Below are 17,455 nucleotides of genomic sequence, written 5' to 3'. Positions count from 1 at the left end.
GCTGATGAGCTTCCTTTTTTATGAATAGGATATTTACGCTTCAGGCGTATCATCTTTTGGTTCTACTGTCGCTTCTTCAGAAGCTACAGCCTCAACCTCTGTATTTTCCGTTTCTTCTGTAACGTCTAACTCTTCGTCATCTTCTACAGCTTCAATCGAAACAACACCGACTAAGGTTTCAGCATCGCTTAAGCGAATTAAACGAACACCTTGTGCATTACGACCTGTGGTTGCAACTTCAGCAGCACGCGTACGCACTAATGTACCACCATCAGAAATCAACATCAGTTCTTTGCTTTCATCAATAGATACAGCACCGACAAGCTCACCATTACGTTCGCTAGTTTTAATGGCAATCACGCCCTTACCGCCACGTTTCTTGGTCGGGAAATCATCAACAGGTGTACGTTTACCATAACCGTTTGCACAAGCACACAACACTTCACCTGTTTCAGGTACAACCACGAGCGAAACAATACGACTGACAACATTCGAATCTGATGAATCATCATTGTCATCGCCATCATCATTTTCGACTTCAGCATCCTCAGATTCAATGGTATTGCTTGCAAAACTCACACGCATACCACGCACGCCTTTTGCAGTACGTCCCATCGCACGAACATCTGTTTCAGCAAAACGAATTGCCTTCCCTTCGTTCGAGAACAACATGATCTGCTGATTACCATCGGTAATTGCAACACCGATTAAAGTATCTTCTTCGTTCAACTCAATCGCACGTAAACCATTAGAACGAACATTGCTAAATTGTGCTAATTCAACACGTTTAACCGTACCTGATGCCGTTGCCATGAATACATAGTGATTTTCAGGGAATTCAGTCAACGGTAAGATTGCAGTCACGGTTTCATTTGCATCCAATGGAAGCAAATTAATAATTGGACGACCTTTTGCACCACGTGAAGCTTGCGGAACCTCAAACACTCTTAAACGATAGACTTTACCAACATTGGTAAAACATAGAACTGTTGCATGGTTTGATGCCACAATTAAATGTTGAATAATATCATCATCTTTCATCGAAGTTGCAGACTTACCACGACCACCACGACGTTGCGCTTGATAGTCAGAAAGTGGTTGAGTTTTCGCATAACCTGTTTGAGAAACAGTCAATACCACTTGTTCTTCTGGGATCAAATCTTCACGGCAGAAATCAACGCCTGATTCAACAATTTCAGTACGACGCCCATCACCATATTGTTGCAAGATTAAAGTAAGCTCTTCACGGATCACATTCATCAATAAATTAAAATCATTGAGAATTGCTGTTAATTCAGCGATTTGGCCTAAGATCTCAGAATATTCTGCATGTAACTTGTCTTGTTCGAGACCCGTTAAACGATGCAAACGTAATTCTAAAATTGCCGCCACTTGCGTAGGTGACAAGCGATAAATATCACCAGCCAGACCAAATGGACGAGCAGGATCTTCACCTTCAATCTCATCTGGACGAACAGAAATCGCACCTGCTTTTTCAAGCAATGCAACCACACCGCCACCTGCCCACTCACCTGCTTGTAAACGCTCACGCGCTTCAGCGGGGTTTGCAGAAGTTTTAATGGTTTCAATAATGGCATCAATATTTGCCAAGGCAACCGTTAAACCCTCTAAGATATGCCCACGCTCACGTGCTTTACGCAATTCGAACATAGTACGACGAGTCACGACTTCTTGGCGATGACGAATAAATGCCGCAATAATATCTTTCAGGTTCATCAACTTAGGCTGACCATTGTCTAAGCAAACCATGTTGATGCTGAACGAGTTTTGAAGTTGGGTATGCAGGAATAAATTATTCACTGCGACTTCTGCATTTTCACCACGCTTCAAGTCGATCGCGATACGCATACCGTCTTTATCAGACTCATCACGCAGTTCAGAAATACCTTCAAGTTTCTTTTCTTTGACTAACTCGGCAATACGCTCAATGGTTTTTGCTTTGTTAACTTGGTAAGGAATCTCAGTAAAGACAATCGTCGTACGACCCGTTTTTTGATCTTCTTCGAAGTGATATTTACCACGAATATGCAAACGGCCTTTACCAGTGCGATAGGCATCAACAATGCCTGATTTACCGTAAATAATACCGCCTGTAGGGAAATCTGGACCCGTAATGTGTTCCATCAAGCCTTCAATCGAAATATTCGGGTTATTGGCGTAGGCTAAACATGCATTCACGACTTCTGTCATGTTATGCGGGGCCATATTGGTCGCCATACCGACTGCAATACCCGTCGTACCATTAATCAAAAGATTTGGAATACGTGTTGGCATCACTTGAGGAATGCGCTCAGAACCGTCGTAGTTATCTTCCCAATCAACAGTATCTTTTTCTAAGTCTGCTAAGATTTCATGGGTCAACTTTTGCATACGAACTTCGGTATAACGCATTGCTGCTGCGCTATCCCCATCGACAGAACCGAAGTTACCTTGACCATCAACCAACATGTAACGCAAGCTAAAATTCTGCGCCATACGAACGATTGTTTCATATACTGCGCTGTCACCATGAGGGTGATATTTACCGATCACGTCCCCGACAACACGAGCAGACTTTTTGTATGCTTTGTTATAATCATTGCCCAATTCATGCATTGCAAACAACACACGACGGTGAACAGGTTTAAGACCGTCTCTCACATCTGGTAATGCACGAGATACAATTACGCTCATCGCGTAATCTAGATATGAATGCTTGAGTTCGTCCTCAATGGCAATCGGTCTAATTTCCGATACGCTCATGCATACTCCTTGTTTACAAGTAGATGGCTCTACTTGTTTTTATGTATTCAATCTTGCAAAAAATTAGCTCAGAAACTTGAACTAAAATTAAAAAATATAGTGAAAAATTATAGCATAAAGCACTTATTAACAGGGAGTTTGCTAATCTGAAAATAGCATTTTTTTACAATAAAAAATTTATTAGAATTAATAAGTTAAAAATCTAGTTTTCCATTTTTTAGTGAATAGAATAAAAGGTTATTTTTTAATCAAAATAATGGCATTTTTAATAAAATATTCAATCCAGTTTTTTTAAATCAGCGGTATAAATAGGCATATTCTCTTTGAAAGAAAATTAAGTCTAGCTCCAAGGACTTTGCTGTTAGCTCAAAGATCATGCTGTGCATTTGACCTCGATGATGCGTTTGATGGTTAAATAGGTGTGCCAATATTTCAATCAAAGGCTCAGTATAAACTTGACCTCGACGGACATAAGTAATCATTTGATGGAATGAAACTTCATCATGTTCATGAATAAAATTAATCAGACTTTGATCATGTTCAATTCGAGCATTCTCTAATTGGGCAAGTTGATTATAAAGAATCTCATCCAAAGTATACGTTGATGCGACAACGCCTTTGATACGTTCAAACCAAAGTATATCTCCTACCAACACATGATTTGCTGTTTGCATAAGGGATTTAAAATAAGCTTTACAGTCTTGATTTAATTGCTCCTCTGTTAAGCTGATGAGCGTAGAAAATAACTTTTGGTTTGCCCACTGATTATAAAGAGCTAGCATCTGAAAATAGGTCTTAAAAGTATAATTCATCGGTAATACTCTCATTTATTTGTTCCTATTTTTAACATAAAAACGCCCCTTTCGGAGCGTTTGAGAACTGTAAGAATTAAGGTGATTTAACCTCGACATCTATAGGTGCAGCAGTACGCACCCATACAGAGCTCCTCCCAAATAGCGAAACTCCTTTAAATGCTCGCACTCTGAGCAAACGGCCATTATTGGTCACTTCCCCCTTACCCTGATAAGTACGACCGCTCAAAACCTCTAACAAAGTCGCATTATTATATTTGTTTGGGTTTTTGGGATCTTTGGTCACACCAGAAACAATCTCCATTCCTAGAATAGGTTTATTCGTATTTGGTGCAGCACATTTCACACAATGCGTTAAGATGACACCGCTAACATTGGGGTAACGATGAACAATTGTTCCAGAATAAGTTCCATCAATTTTCTTTTTAAATTCGATGATAGATAAAGGTTCACCCGTACGGTCATCAATACTTTTCCAATACCCTTCGATCGAATCAGCTGCATAAACAGTTGTACTCGCCAACACTGCCCAGAATACCCCCAAAACCCATTGAGATAACGAGTTTATTTTCATTTTGCATCTCCCTATATTTTGCAAAATTATTTTTTAATTGAAGCAAATTTCTTTTACTTTCTGATCGCTTAGGTCTAATCGTTGCTGTTTTTACAACAAATAATGAATTTTTCTAATCTCTTAACCATAAAAAAAACCCTTGCATCGCAAGGGTTTTCAAACTTAATTCAGAGAATTAAAGTTTAGATACCAATTCTGGTACAACAGTGTTCAAATCACCAACTAACCAGTAGTCAGCAACGCTGTTGATTGGCGCTTCTTCGTCTTTGTTGATTGCAACAATAACTTTAGAATCTTTCATACCTGCTAAGTGCTGAATCGCACCAGAGATACCGATTGCCAAGTAAAGATCTGGCGCAACGATTTTACCAGTTTGACCAACTTGGAAATCATTTGGTACGAAACCAGCATCTACCGCAGCACGTGAAGCACCTTGAGCAGCACCAAGCTTATCAGCTAATGGGTCAAGTACTTTGTGATAGTTTTCACCAGAACCTACACCACGACCACCAGAAACAACGATACGCGCAGCAGTTAATTCTGGGCGATCAAGTTTCACGATTTCTTCGCTTACAAACTTAGAAATACCAGCATCTTTCGCTTCAGCAACAGCTTCAACTGCAGCAGAACCGCCTTCAGCAGCTACAGCATCAAATGCTGTACCACGAACTGTACCAACGATAATTGCTTCGTCAGATTGAACAGTTGCGATTGCGTTACCTGCATAGATAGGACGCTTGAAAGTATTTGCAGATTCAACAGCAATGATGTCTGAAATCATGCTTACGTCAAGAAGTGCAGCAACACGTGGAAGAATGTTCTTACCAGTTGTTGTAGATGCAGCTAATACGTATTTGTAACCGCCTTTTGCGATGTCAGCAACTAAGCCAGCAACGTTTTCAGCCAATTGGTTCGCATAAGCAGCATTGTCAGCAAGTAATACTTTGCTCACACCAGCAACTTTAGCAGCAGCAGCAGCAACTGCTTGAGCGCCAGAACCAGCTACTAATACAGTAATATCACCACCGATTTTTTGAGCTGCCGCAACAACGTTTAAAGTTGCACCGTTAAGTGACTGGTTGTTGTGATCAGCGATAACTAAAATACTCATGATTTTATCCTTCTGTATTAGATCACTTTCGCTTCATTTTTCAATTTTTCAACAAGTTCGTCTACAGACTTAACTTGTACGCCAGCTTTACGTTCAGCAGGTGCTTCAACTTTAACTGTTTTAAGTTTAGTACCAGTTGCAACGCCATAGTCAGCAGGAGACTTAGTATCAAGCGGTTTTTTACGCGCTTTCATGATGTTTGGAAGAGCAGCATAACGTGGCTCATTCAAACGTAAGTCAGTTGTGATGATTGCTGGAAGACCAAGCTCAACAGTTTGTAAACCGCCATCAACTTCACGAGTAACTTGTACTTTACCGCCGTCAACTTTAACTTCAGATGCAAAAGTACCTTGACCAGCACCAAGTAAAGCACCAAGCATTTGACCTACTTGGTTAGAGTCATCATCAATTGCTTGTTTACCAAGAAGAATAAGTTCTGGTTTTTCAGCATCAACAACGCCTTTTAAAATTTTAGCAACTTCTAAAGCGCCAATTTCATCAGCAGTTTCAACTAAGATACCACGGTCAGCGCCTAAAGCCATTGCAGAACGAATTTGTTCTTGCGCATCTTTAGAACCCACTGAAACAACAACGATTTCTGAAATCGTTCCTTTTTCTTTTAAGCGAACCGCTTCTTCCACTGCGATTTCACAGAATGGGTTAATTGACATCTTAACGTTAGTAAGGTCAACCCCAGTATTGTCCGGCTTAACACGAACTTTAACGTTGGCATCAACCACACGTTTTACAGCGACAAGAGCCTTCATGTAATCCTCGGCTGTTCTAAGCAAGTAAATGTAGTGAAGAGCATTCTAACTCTTCGATCGAAACTTTTTAGGTGCCCTATCTTGCAATGTATTTGGCATTTCGGTCAAGTCACAATTTTCGCTATGACTGTAAAAAAGATGAAATGCTCAGTTCACTAATTTTGACGGGTTATTCAGCAGATAAATATTGTTATACTTTCAGCACTTATATTAGGCTTTGATTTAGCTAATATTTTATATAATTCAACCACCTAAAATGGGGATATAAAAACACGTACAAAAGATCTGTAACCGATCATTTCTGATAAATCTTAATCCAATTTACATTTTGCAAAAACTTGGCAATAAAGTAAGAATGTCTGTTCAATAAATTGCAACTACAAATAAAAAAAAACAGTCGGTTATTAAACATTCAACTTTGCAACATCATGTATCGTTTATGATCTAATTCTACTCAAAAGAGAATACCGCAATTACCATTTAAACATTGGTAATGGGCTCCATGGCTTATGCAAAAAACGTTTAAACCCAAGAAACATTAAATTCTTATGAAAACCACAATTCGGATATTGTTGCGTTAAATATTTAAAAGTTTGAAAGGGAATATTTGAACGCAATAAGCCTAATGAAAAATCGGCATAATCAGCCTTTCTAAAATGTTCAACCAAGGGATATTCATCACATTCGGTAGCTGTTAGCTTATGATGCTCCGTAATCATTAAAGTCAGTTCATTTTGCCAATCAGATAATTGATTGATTTCAAGATATTGCCTCATCTGCTGCACAGAGGGTTGAATGTAATCAATCGTTTTTGCTGTCCAAATACCAATATCATGAAAAGCAGCAGCAATCGCAATTTTATCACAGGTTTGTTGGCAATCATCTTGGGCTAGGATTAAACAGCAAACAGCCACACGCTTACAATGATTCAAATAACCTTGATAGTCTGCACCTATTATTGTTTGATATTGAAATAAAATCTTCTCAATATAATTCGCACACTGAATAAATACTTCATTATCCAACGATAAAGCTGTTTCTTGTCGTTCACTCATTTTTTTGTGCTCGCGGATGGGCCTGATCATATACTTTTGCTAATTGATCAAAATCAACATGGGTATAGATTTGGGTCGTTGATAAATTACTGTGTCCTAACATCTCCTGAACTGAGCGTAAATCACCGCTTGCTGAAAGCATATGGCTGGCAAAACAATGGCGTAATAAATGCGGATGTACATCGACATTAACACCTGCTCTTTGTGCTTGCAATTTAACGCGATTTTCAATTTGACGAGGTTGTAATGTATTTCCTCGTTGTGAGATGAAAACTGCTGATTCGGCAGTAAAATTTCCTTGCCAAATTCGGTAAACTTTAAGCCATTCAATCAAACCTTGTTTTGCCTTGCTTCCAAATGGTACAACTCTCGTTTTATTGCCTTTACCCGTTATACGCAACAATTGTCGATTAAAATCAATATCCTTAATCTTTAGCCCCTGTAATTCGGCTAAGCGCAATCCACTGGAATAAAGAAGTTCAAGCATCGCTTTATCACGTAGCCATAATTGTTGTTCGATCGGCTTCTCTGGCGCTGCCTGATCTAGAATCTGATTCACTGTTTCAATATCAATCATCCCTGGCAAAGGACGCGGCTGGCGCTTTAACCGAAAGTCTTCAGATGGATTTTGTTGTAGATACTGACCTTGCTCAGCCCACTTCATAAACTGACGAATTGATGTTAAATGGCGTTGCAGACTACTCGAACTCAGTTGATCTTGCTCAACTCTTGCAGCCAAATATTCCCTTAAATCAGATGCTTCGACATCTTCTAATCGTAGCTTTTTATATTCACAAAACTTTAAAAAATCGGTTAAATCACGTTGATATGCTGCAATCGTATGTTCCGATTGATTTTGAATGATGCGTTCTTTTAACCACATGGAAAGAAGTTTTATAGGAGTTTCCAAATTTCTCTCCATCTTGGAATATCAACTAACTTGTATTTTAACAAATTTTCTTCTGATTTATCTTTAAACAAATCTCGAAGTATATATAGCTGTGTAATACAATATATTTCAAGTTTTTTGTAGCGCCATCACCATGTCAATGTTGCTTGTCCCCTATCTCATTGCAATCTCAGTTCTTACGATTACTCCTGGTCTGGATACAACACTCATCATCCGTACCGCAACACTTGAAGGTAAAACGAAAGCATTTCAAGCAGCTTTAGGAATTAATCTAGGTTGTATTGTGTGGGGAGTGATCGTGGCCTGTGGCTTAGGTGCATTGTTGATGACTTCGGATCTTGCTTTTAATGCTTTGAAATGGATAGGGGCAATTTACCTAACATGGTTAGGACTCAATCTCCTTTTAAAACCTCGTAGCCAACTTGCGAGTTTAAATAATTCAGCAGTGACAACGCAAAATTGGTTTATGAAAGGTTTTTGGGGAAATTTACTCAATCCCAAAGTCGGTATTTTCTATATTTCTTTTTTGCCACAGTTTATTCCACAGTCTGCATCTCCAGTAATTTGGACCATGAGTCTTGTGATGATACATGTAGTAATCGGATTGATCTGGTCAATTTTTCTAATTGCTGCGATGCAGTCCATTTCCGCTTATTTAAAGCAACCTAAATTTATTCGATACATGGATCGCATCACAGGCAGTATTTTTATCTTGTTTGCACTAAAACTAGCTTCAAGTAAAAGATAGTACATAAAAAGCGTGCTGTAACACAGCACGCTCAATATCAGTTTCAATCATGGTCTAAATCATTTTTAAATAGGCATTTATTTGTATTGCCACTTCATCTGCATCCTGCTTTGCCAGTCCATGATCACCACCCTCGACAATATAAAGTTTTGATTTTTTAAATATCTGATTTAAATACTGCCCAACTTCGATTGGGCTAACTGAATCTTGATCGCCCCAGATGAGTAGTGTTTCTACCTCTATCGTAGATAAAAATTCCTCATAATCGACCTTTGTCGTTACAAACCAATCAGGGGATGCCAAATATTCTTGTCGATAAAGCTGACGCCAATCTTTCACCTGAAGTTGCAATCAATACGAGACCTTTAACCAAATCAGTTTTTTGTAATGTCGCTGCAATTGCAAAAATCCCACCCATGGATTGAGCGATGAGAATAGAAGGTTGCTCAATCTGTGCAACGACATAATTGCTCAGATCATCAAAATTGTTAATCTCTGGATCAGTTGCCACACCATGAAAGCCTGGATAATGAATTATTTGTTTGGTGTAGGCTTATGGAAGTTTGGCAACCAAAGGATTCCAAAATTGAGTATTTCCAGACGCACCTGCAAGAAAAACTAAATTCATTTCATAAGCCTTCTATCAATTGTATGAGTAAAGGCTCAACTATTTCTTTAGCTCTCAGCTGCTCTATCCATACATGGGGAATATTATCATACCCAAAAGCAAGTCCTGCCAATCCACCAGCCACACATGCTGTTGTGTCAGTGTCCCGCCCAAAAGAAATCGCTTTTTTAATCACTGCTTGATAATCTGGCTCTTGTAGCGCTATATAAGCTGATTTTAAGCAATCTACAACATAACCACTTCCCATTCCTCGTTCTAAATCATCAGGGCGGATAAAAAATTCTAATTGTTCCAAGTCATCAGGTCGTTTTTCACAATATTGTCGTAGGATAGTTACAGCATGTGACCATGCGGCATTAATCACCATTCCTTTTAAAATATATCTCGCCCATAAACAATACAAGGCACAACATACTTTCGAGCGTAAATGCGCATGCGTAATATGTGATTGTAAATAGGCAGCTAAAATTAATGCTTCGTCTGAGCCTTGATGCCACAATGCTAAAGGTAAAACTCTCATCAAAGCACCGTTACCATTGGCATGTTCATCATCATTTGCGACTTGCATGACTGGCGTACCTTGTAAATATTTTCGAATAGCGGTTGCTGTCTGCACACCTACATCAAATATTTGATAATCGGGGGTCATATAACCAAACTGATACCAATTCGCAATACGATTCATTAAATCAACAGCATCTAACTTTTGACAATGAAGTAAAGATGTCAATAAACACAAAGCTTGAGCACCATCGTCTGACCATGTGCCAATTGGAACATTAGGATAAGTTCGACTAAAATTTTTAGGCGGAATCATATCAATATCGATAATATGAGGTAGTTGGTCAGGTAGGTGAAATTCGTAAGGCACACCAACTGCGTCACCAATCAATAAACCATAAATTGCACCACGAAGCTTATTTTGCATTTTTCTCTCATTTTCTTATTGTAAAAATAAAGGGTAAAAAGCCCAACTTGAGACTTTTTACCCTAAGATCAATCTAATTTACCCTTGAAAATAACGTAAATCCAATCGTGCATCGTAGACATGCGTGGTTGGACCTGTCATCCACACCACATCACCTTCACGCCAAGCGATATGCAATTTACCACCTGCAAGCTGAACTTCAACTTCATTGGCAAGTAAACCACGGCGCATACCACTGACCGCTGCTGCACAAGCTCCTGTACCACAAGCTAAAGTCTCGCCAACACCACGTTCAAACACACGCAAACGAATATGCTTTTCATCAATGATCTGCATAAATCCAGCATTCACCCGTGAAGGGAAACGTGTATGTGATTCTACTTGTGGGCCAATACGCTCAACATCAGCAGTTAATACATCAGGTACGATAGTCACAGCATGAGGATTACCCATGTTCACAACATCAATATTGATACTTTGATTGTCTGCAAGTTCTAGTGCGTATAAGCCTTCAATATCTTCATGTTCTTGGGTAAGAAATGGAATTTCTTCTGGAAGAAATTTTGGTGGTCCCATATTTACACGAACCCACCCATTGGCACCTAATTCAGGCTCAACAATACCCGCTTTAGTTTGTACACGAATTTTAGTTTTGGTCGTCAGTTGACGCTCATGTACAAAGCGAGCGAAACAACGTACACCATTACCACACTGCTCGACTTCAGAACCATCGGCATTAAAAATTCGATATTTAAAATCAACATCAGGAAAATCAGGTGGTTCAACAATCAGAAGTTGATCAAAACCCACACCAAAATGACGATCAGCTAAACGTTGAATGGTTAAAGTATCTAAATAAGCTCGCTGCGTGATCAGGTCAACGACCATAAAATCATTGCCCAAACCATGCATTTTGGTAAATTCTAAATACATCTCAATTTACTCCTCAGGCAATAAACGTTCTTTTTCCCAAAGTGATTCTATGGTTTCACGTTCACGAATTAAATAGGCTTGATCACCACTGACTATAACTTCGGCAGCACGACCACGGGTGTTGTAGTTCGAGCTCATTACAAAACCATAGGCACCTGCACCTAATACAGCAAGGACATCATTTTCTTGAAGTGCTAAATCACGCTCTTTACCCAAGAAATCACCTGTTTCACAGATTGCACCAACTAAATCCCAAGTTTTAACTTCAACATCAGGATTTGGATTGACTGACTGAATATCCATCCACGCTTCATATAAAGCTGGGCGAATTAAGTCATTCATCGCTGCATCAATAATGGCAAAGTTACGATGATTAGTCGGCTTGAGTAAATCCACCTTGGTGAGTAATGCGCCTGCATTAGCAGAAATACTACGTCCTGGTTCCATATACACTTTGAGACCGAGCTTTTCTAAAGCTGGACGCATTGAATTAGCATACTCTTCAACACTTGGCGGAGTTTCATCTTTATAACAAACGCCTAGACCACCACCAATATCAATATGTTTGAGGTTGATACCCAAGCTTTTCAACTGCTCAATCATGACAATGACACGATCCAAAGCATCAACGAAAGGTTTGGTTTCTGTCAATTGTGAACCGATGTGGCAGTCAATACCGACAATCTCAAGATTTGGTAATGAAGCCGCATATTGATAAGTCTCATTGACCGTATCACTTGGAATACCAAACTTATTTTCTTTCAGACCTGTTGAGATATAGGGATGAGTTTTCGCATCCACATCTGGGTTTACACGTAATGAAATCGGCGCTTTCTTGTCTAGTTTTTCTGCTACTTTTTGAATCCGATCAAGTTCAGCATGAGATTCAACATTGAAACATGCAATACCTACGGTCAAAGCTTTTTCAATGTCAGCTTCAGATTTACCTAAACCAGAAAATACAATTTTTGAAGGTTCACCGCCTGCTGCGAGGACACGTGCTAGTTCCCCCCCCGTCACAATATCAAAACCTGCACCAAGTTTTGCTAATACATTCAGAACAGCTATATTCGAGTTTGACTTCACTGCAAAACAGATTTGATGATCAATAAAATCAAAAGCACGATGCATATCTAAATAATGCTTCTCAAATGTAGATTTTGAGTAAACATATAAAGGCGTGCCAAATTGCTGTGCGAGCTGATCTAATGAACATTGCTCAGCATGCAATACTCCATTAATGCGAGTGAAACTCATGAAGATGTCCTTATTTACAAACTTAAGGTGAGGTTGTCTGTGATACTGTTGAAGAAGTTGCTGCTTGGTTTTCAGCTTTCACATCATCAGATGACGTTTTAGCCTGAGACGTTTCATTTTTATAAAGCAGGTATTTTGCACGTTTGTCATGATTGATATCAGAAGGTAATTGCAATGCCCCTGACTGACCACATGCAGTAAGTACCACACTACTGAATAATAAACCGATCGAACAAATGACTTGACGCATCTGAGCACCTAACTTTTACAATTCGGAGCAGTATAACGTGATCATCAGATTGGCTAAAGTCTAAACTTGAAGGAATAAAACAATATCCATAAAAAAACGCCGACTTAGATGCCGACGTTCTTGTTCATTACTTCTTTAACGGCTTACTTCTTTTTATTTAAGAAATAACCAATTGCCAAAATAACAAACCAGATTGGGCTGACTTTAAGTGACTCTAAAGTGGTTTCGTCCAAAGCAAGGAAATAAATCGTTGCAAGGAAGAAAATAATCACTACCCAACAAGTAAACACGCCACCAGGAAGTTTAAAAGTTGATTGTGCATGTAACTCAGGACGGTTTTTGCGGTAGTTGATGTAACTCCACATAATCACAATCCAAACACAGATAAACAAGATAGTCGATAAAGTGGTCGCTAAGGTAAACGCGGTAACTTCATCATTGGTTCCTGTCTTCACTTTATAAACAAATTGAACGAAAGCACCAATAAAAATACAGATCGAAGAAAAGATTAATGCTTTTGCAGGAACTGCCGATTTAGAAAGTTTTCCAAATAATTTTGGTGCTTGTTTATCCGTTGATAAACCAAATAGCATACGACTGGTCGAAAATACACCACTATTCATTGATGACATCACTGAAGATAACACCACCAAATTCATAATAATCGCCGCAGAAGCAATACCTGCTTGTGAGAAGATGTTTACGAATGGACTGACTTTAGGGTTAATTTGATCCCAAGGTGTTACACACATCACCACGAACAATGCCAATACATAGAAAATAATGATACGAATTGGAATTGAGTTAATCGCTTTCGGCAAGTTACGTTTTGGATCTTGTGTTTCAGCAGCAGTTGTACCGACCAGCTCCACACCAACAAAGGCGAAAATTGCAATTTGGAAGCCGGCAAGGAAACCATCTAACCCTTTAGGGAACATACCACCATGTGTCCACAAGTTACTAATACTTGCCGTTGTACCCGCAGCATTAGTGAAACCCGTAAAGATCATCCATAAACCAACCGCAATTAAGACAATAATTGCTGTGATTTTAACCATTGCAAACCAGAATTCCATTTCACCGAATAATTTTACGGTGACAAGGTTCAACCCAAGTACAAATAGAATCGCAACAGTACTAATCAACAATCCGCCTAATGGAGTAAATGACTCGCCCCCATTGAAAAATTCAAGATAGTAAATAATGGCTGATAGATCTGCGATACCAATCGTGACCCAACATAGCCAATACGTCCATCCAACAAAATAACCCGCCCAAGGACCGATTAAATCAGTGGATAAATCAATAAAAGATTTATACTTTAAATTCGATAAGAGTAATTCACCTAAAGCACGCATCACGAAAAACACCATGATACCGATCAAGCCATAAATGAATAAAATAGATGGTCCAGCTAAACTAATCGTTTTACCCGAACCCATGAACAATCCCGTTCCGATTGCTCCACCAATCGCAATCAACTGTAAATGTCGATTGGAAAGGCTACGGTGTAGCTCACCGTTTTCATTTGGTGAACCAAGAAAATCATTTGACATTGTTATATTCAACTCTCGAGTTTTATGTCACAAAATTAGCCTAAAAATCTAACAATAGAAAAAGTTTTTTCGGCTTTTCATCACTTTTTTAAAATTTCAGAACTTTTTAGTTGCATTTTTAATCATCTTTTCCTCTTTTATAAACCTCGATGTACAATTCCTTGTAATTAGCAGTTTACGTGCCAAAATCGAGTTTGGCGACTGTTATAGATAAAATTTGTATTTCAGATTTTCCTAAACCAAATTTTTTAAAAAATTAATTGATCTATCACGTATCTTTTACGAGTAAATATGAGCAAAGTTAAAACAGTTTATCGTTGTGAACAATGCGGTGCAGACCATCCTAAATGGGCTGGTCAATGTTCAGAATGTGGCGAATGGAATAGCTTAACGGAAGTACGATTAGAGCCTAGTATTTCACACCGCGCGCGCCCTAAAGTAGGTGGCTATGCAGGACAAGTAGCCAATATTACAACGCTGAATCAAATCTCTGTCTCAAATGAAACTCGACTACAAACTGGCATCAGTGAATTCGATCGTGTATTGGGTGGTGGCCTAGTTACAGGTTCTGTTGTACTGATTGGTGGTGATCCAGGTATCGGTAAATCAACAATTTTATTGCAAACCGCAACGCATATGGCTAGTAAGAAAAGTTCAGCTCTTTATGTCACAGGCGAAGAATCACTTTCACAAGTTGCCTTACGTGCTCAACGTTTAGATCTTCCCACAGACCAACTCAGAGTTATGGCTGAAACTTGCGTGGAACGTATTTGTGAGGTTCTCGCACAAGAGCGTCCTGCTGTTGCCATTCTTGATTCAATTCAAACACTTTATACTGAAACATTACAATCTGCTCCAGGCGGAGTTTCACAAATCCGTGAGTCTGCTGCCTTACTCACTCGTTTTGCTAAAAATAGTGGTACCGCCTTATTTATTGTCGGTCACGTGACCAAAGAAGGTTCTCTTGCAGGTCCACGTGTCTTAGAGCATATGGTGGATTGTGTACTTTACTTTGAGGGGCAATCTGACTCACGTTATCGCATGATCCGTGCTGTAAAGAACCGTTTTGGTGCAGTGAATGAACTTGGTGTCTTTGCCATGACAGACAAAGGACTTCGAGAAGTTGCCAATCCATCTGCAATTTTTCTCAGTCGTTATGATGAAGCGATTCCTGGTTCAATTGTCATGATCAGCCGTGAAGGAACGCGCCCTCTCCTCGTCGAAGTTCAAGCCTTAGTTGATGATGCACATGGGCAACCACGTCGAGTGGCACTTGGCTTAGAGCAAAACCGTTTGAATATGTTACTTGCAGTGATGCATCGTCATGGTGGTGTGCAAACCTCAGGACAAGATGTTTATGTCAATGTAGTAGGTGGCTTAAAAATTACCGAGACTGGCTCTGATCTTGCAGTTTTATTGGCTTGTGCATCAAGTTTAAGAGGTAAAGCCCTGCCACAACAATTGGCAGTTTTTGGTGAGGTTGGACTATCTGGTGAGATTCGTCCTGTACCGAATGGTCAAGAAAGATTAAAAGAAGCGACCAAGCATGGCTTTAAATATGTGATTTTACCAAGAGCTAATGCACCGCAAAAATCTATTGATGGCGTTCAAATCATTGCCGTTGCACGCTTACATGAGGCTCTCACTGAAGCAATGCAATTGAGTGACGAGTTGACATAAAAAAACATATTTTTATAGTTGAAATTACAGATAAATACCTGCATAAATACATTTACAAATAGGATTTAAATAGGAATTTTCGATGCAAGTACACCAGCGTGGCTTGATGGCAGCTCTTTTAATGGCAACATTGGTTGCTGCACCGCTTGCAGAAGCAAAACGTGCAGGTGGTGGAAAAAGCCACGGTATGAGCAGATCTAGTTCATCTAGTCAGTCATACCAACAATCTAACCAATCTTATCAGCAACCACGTCAAGTTACGCCTGCTCCACAACAAACTGCACCTCAAAAATCAGGTCCCGGTGTTGGTTCAATGGTTGCAGCTGGTGTAGCTGGTGCGGCGGTAGGTGCAGTTGCAGCTAATGCCTTAGCTGATGATAAACCACATAACCCAACTGCCACTGATCAGCAAACAGCGAATGCTCAAGCTGCACAACAAGCCCAAGAGCAAGAGAAAAAAGGTGGAATCCCAACTTGGATCTGGTTATTACTGATCGCAGGTGGTGCTTTCTTTATTTTCCGTAAATTCAGCGGTAAACAAAAAGTAGCTGCAAACAATCCTTATGCGCCAAATAATAACGGTCAAAATAATTTTGGTCGCCAAAATACAGCGCCTGCAGGTGACAATACCAATATTTTTGGTCAATCTGTCGGTGGCGGTACGGCTGCTCCTCAAGCACCATTTGGCGGAGCATCAATGAGTAGTGGCAATCAATTACCTGATGGTACTGAACCTGCTGCGTTCTTACGTGTAGCTCGTCAGCGTTTTAATCATATTCAATCAGTGAATAGTGCCAGTAATATTGAAGAAATTCGTCGTTATTTAACACCTGAACTTTATTCATCTATGTACAGTGACATTATGGCCAACCAAGACCAAGATGTTGCAGAATTTAGTAATCTAAACGCAATGGTTGTAGATAGTGCGACTGAAAATGCTCAATATGTTGTTAGCGTCCGTTTTACAGGAACAGTAAGCGAAGATTTAAACAGCTTGCCACAACCTTTCACCGAAATTTGGCATTTTGTTAAGCCTGCTGGTTCGCAACAAGATTGGGTTGTTGCGGGTATTCAACAAGCTTAATTGAATTGAACCTCACGTAATACATGTAAAGAGCTGTTTCGACAGCTCTTTTTTTGTCGATGTTTAAAGATAGAAATAAAAAAAGCCACTCTCTATTTTGGAGAATGGCGGAGTGTAAACCCTAATTTCGATTGCCTATATTTTTAAATAGATTTAAACAGGCAGTTAAGTAAACTGTATATCTCAGTTATCTTAGCGGATAATCAAGAATAAAAATATTCCTCGTTTGGGGAATAAACTATTTTTGTAATAGGTTCACGTAGATCTTCTTAGCTTATTCAGGAACATTCATTATTTCATGGTTTAAGACATTCTGTCGATCTAGCATTCTGGCATTCAGGCATTCAAGCATTCAGGCATTCAGGCATTCAGGCATTCAGGCATTCAGGCATTCAGGCA

General features: G+C 39.4%; 15 protein-coding genes and 1 pseudogene. 3 read left to right on the top strand and 13 right to left on the bottom strand.

What is annotated here, in order from left to right; genetic code table 11:
- Positions 1-33: 33 nt before the first annotated feature.
- From gyrA to xerA, 7 genes are all read right to left on the bottom strand, one after another.
- Positions 34-2,763, bottom strand: a complete 2,730-nt coding sequence (gyrA, locus tag AAV96_RS11700; protein WP_046739418.1) for a DNA gyrase subunit A — start codon at positions 2,761-2,763, stop codon at positions 34-36.
- A 296-nt stretch (positions 2,764-3,059) separates the two neighbouring features.
- Positions 3,060-3,575, bottom strand: coding sequence for a DinB family protein (locus tag AAV96_RS11695; RefSeq protein ID WP_004661097.1), 516 nt, complete (start codon positions 3,573-3,575; stop codon positions 3,060-3,062).
- A 76-nt stretch (positions 3,576-3,651) separates the two neighbouring features.
- Positions 3,652-4,149: a DUF2147 domain-containing protein gene (locus tag AAV96_RS11690; RefSeq protein ID WP_046739417.1), complete on the bottom strand. Its 498-nt coding sequence runs from the start codon at positions 4,147-4,149 to the stop codon at positions 3,652-3,654.
- Positions 4,150-4,324: 175 nt separating this feature from the next.
- Positions 4,325-5,260, bottom strand: a complete 936-nt coding sequence (locus AAV96_RS11685) for an electron transfer flavoprotein subunit alpha/FixB family protein (protein WP_046739416.1) — start codon at positions 5,258-5,260, stop codon at positions 4,325-4,327.
- Between the two features lie 17 nt (positions 5,261-5,277).
- Positions 5,278-6,027 (bottom strand): electron transfer flavoprotein subunit beta/FixA family protein, encoded by a 750-nt coding sequence (locus AAV96_RS11680; protein WP_004661090.1) that lies wholly within the window; start codon positions 6,025-6,027, stop codon positions 5,278-5,280.
- A 473-nt stretch (positions 6,028-6,500) separates the two neighbouring features.
- Entirely contained in the window at positions 6,501-7,082 is a 582-nt protein-coding gene (locus AAV96_RS11675; protein ID WP_046739415.1) for an HDOD domain-containing protein, read from the bottom strand.
- Positions 7,075-7,965 carry a site-specific tyrosine recombinase/integron integrase gene (xerA, locus tag AAV96_RS11670; RefSeq protein WP_161794027.1) on the bottom strand — a complete coding sequence of 297 codons (891 nt, stop codon included), beginning with the start codon at positions 7,963-7,965 and terminating at the stop codon, positions 7,075-7,077. The genes AAV96_RS11675 and xerA overlap by 8 nt, the downstream gene beginning before the upstream one ends.
- 160 nt (positions 7,966-8,125) lie before the next feature.
- On the opposite strand from xerA, the gene AAV96_RS11665 reads away from it, so the two are divergent.
- Positions 8,126-8,740: a LysE family translocator gene (locus AAV96_RS11665; protein WP_046739414.1), complete on the top strand. Its 615-nt coding sequence runs from the start codon at positions 8,126-8,128 to the stop codon at positions 8,738-8,740.
- A 54-nt stretch (positions 8,741-8,794) separates the two neighbouring features.
- Here the strand turns inward: AAV96_RS11665 and AAV96_RS11660 are convergent.
- The 6 genes and pseudogenes from AAV96_RS11660 to AAV96_RS11635 form a co-directional block, all read right to left on the bottom strand.
- Positions 8,795-9,368: pseudogene (locus tag AAV96_RS11660) on the bottom strand (alpha/beta fold hydrolase).
- A gap of 1 nt (position 9,369) precedes the next feature.
- On the bottom strand, positions 9,370-10,296 hold the full coding sequence (locus AAV96_RS11655; RefSeq protein WP_046739413.1) for an ADP-ribosylglycohydrolase family protein: 927 nt from the start codon (positions 10,294-10,296) through the stop codon (positions 9,370-9,372).
- A gap of 78 nt (positions 10,297-10,374) precedes the next feature.
- Positions 10,375-11,229: a diaminopimelate epimerase gene (gene dapF / locus AAV96_RS11650; RefSeq protein ID WP_046739412.1), complete on the bottom strand. Its 855-nt coding sequence runs from the start codon at positions 11,227-11,229 to the stop codon at positions 10,375-10,377.
- A 6-nt stretch (positions 11,230-11,235) separates the two neighbouring features.
- Positions 11,236-12,486: a diaminopimelate decarboxylase gene (gene lysA, locus AAV96_RS11645; RefSeq protein WP_046739411.1), complete on the bottom strand. Its 1,251-nt coding sequence runs from the start codon at positions 12,484-12,486 to the stop codon at positions 11,236-11,238.
- A gap of 22 nt (positions 12,487-12,508) precedes the next feature.
- Positions 12,509-12,736, bottom strand: coding sequence for an LPS translocon maturation chaperone LptM (lptM, locus tag AAV96_RS11640; RefSeq protein WP_004661075.1), 228 nt, complete (start codon positions 12,734-12,736; stop codon positions 12,509-12,511).
- 143 nt (positions 12,737-12,879) lie between these two features.
- Positions 12,880-14,292, bottom strand: a complete 1,413-nt coding sequence (locus AAV96_RS11635) for an amino acid permease (protein ID WP_004661074.1) — start codon at positions 14,290-14,292, stop codon at positions 12,880-12,882.
- Between the two features lie 291 nt (positions 14,293-14,583).
- On the opposite strand from AAV96_RS11635, the gene radA reads away from it, so the two are divergent.
- Positions 14,584-15,972 carry a DNA repair protein RadA gene (radA, locus tag AAV96_RS11630; protein WP_004661073.1) on the top strand — a complete coding sequence of 463 codons (1,389 nt, stop codon included), beginning with the start codon at positions 14,584-14,586 and terminating at the stop codon, positions 15,970-15,972.
- An 82-nt stretch (positions 15,973-16,054) separates the two neighbouring features.
- Positions 16,055-17,056 (top strand): Tim44 domain-containing protein, encoded by a 1,002-nt coding sequence (locus AAV96_RS11625; RefSeq protein ID WP_046739410.1) that lies wholly within the window; start codon positions 16,055-16,057, stop codon positions 17,054-17,056.
- Positions 17,057-17,455: the final 399 nt, after the last annotated feature.

Origin of the sequence: Acinetobacter sp. AG1 (genome assembly GCF_001005525.1) — a bacterium.
GTDB lineage: Bacteria > Pseudomonadota > Gammaproteobacteria > Pseudomonadales > Moraxellaceae > Acinetobacter > Acinetobacter modestus.
Note: the sequence above shows the minus strand (reverse complement) of the source record. Positions and strands in the feature narration are given on the sequence as shown.

Bases quoted from the DNA above. Each gene is read 5' to 3' on its own strand.
- gyrA (WP_046739418.1), bottom strand. From the start codon at position 2,763: ATGAGCGTATCGGAAATTAGACCGATTGCCATTGAGGACGAACTCAAG.
- AAV96_RS11695 (WP_004661097.1), bottom strand. From the start codon at position 3,575: ATGAATTATACTTTTAAGACCTATTTTCAGATGCTAGCTCTTTATAAT.
- AAV96_RS11690 (WP_046739417.1), bottom strand. From the start codon at position 4,149: ATGAAAATAAACTCGTTATCTCAATGGGTTTTGGGGGTATTCTGGGCA.
- AAV96_RS11685 (WP_046739416.1), bottom strand. From the start codon at position 5,260: ATGAGTATTTTAGTTATCGCTGATCACAACAACCAGTCACTTAACGGT.
- AAV96_RS11680 (WP_004661090.1), bottom strand. From the start codon at position 6,027: ATGAAGGCTCTTGTCGCTGTAAAACGTGTGGTTGATGCCAACGTTAAA.
- AAV96_RS11675 (WP_046739415.1), bottom strand. From the start codon at position 7,082: ATGAGTGAACGACAAGAAACAGCTTTATCGTTGGATAATGAAGTATTT.
- xerA (WP_161794027.1), bottom strand. From the start codon at position 7,965: ATGTGGTTAAAAGAACGCATCATTCAAAATCAATCGGAACATACGATT.
- AAV96_RS11665 (WP_046739414.1), top strand. From the start codon at position 8,126: ATGTCAATGTTGCTTGTCCCCTATCTCATTGCAATCTCAGTTCTTACG.
- AAV96_RS11655 (WP_046739413.1), bottom strand. From the start codon at position 10,296: ATGCAAAATAAGCTTCGTGGTGCAATTTATGGTTTATTGATTGGTGAC.
- dapF (WP_046739412.1), bottom strand. From the start codon at position 11,229: ATGTATTTAGAATTTACCAAAATGCATGGTTTGGGCAATGATTTTATG.
- lysA (WP_046739411.1), bottom strand. From the start codon at position 12,486: ATGAGTTTCACTCGCATTAATGGAGTATTGCATGCTGAGCAATGTTCA.
- lptM (WP_004661075.1), bottom strand. From the start codon at position 12,736: ATGCGTCAAGTCATTTGTTCGATCGGTTTATTATTCAGTAGTGTGGTA.
- AAV96_RS11635 (WP_004661074.1), bottom strand. From the start codon at position 14,292: ATGTCAAATGATTTTCTTGGTTCACCAAATGAAAACGGTGAGCTACAC.
- radA (WP_004661073.1), top strand. From the start codon at position 14,584: ATGAGCAAAGTTAAAACAGTTTATCGTTGTGAACAATGCGGTGCAGAC.
- AAV96_RS11625 (WP_046739410.1), top strand. From the start codon at position 16,055: ATGCAAGTACACCAGCGTGGCTTGATGGCAGCTCTTTTAATGGCAACA.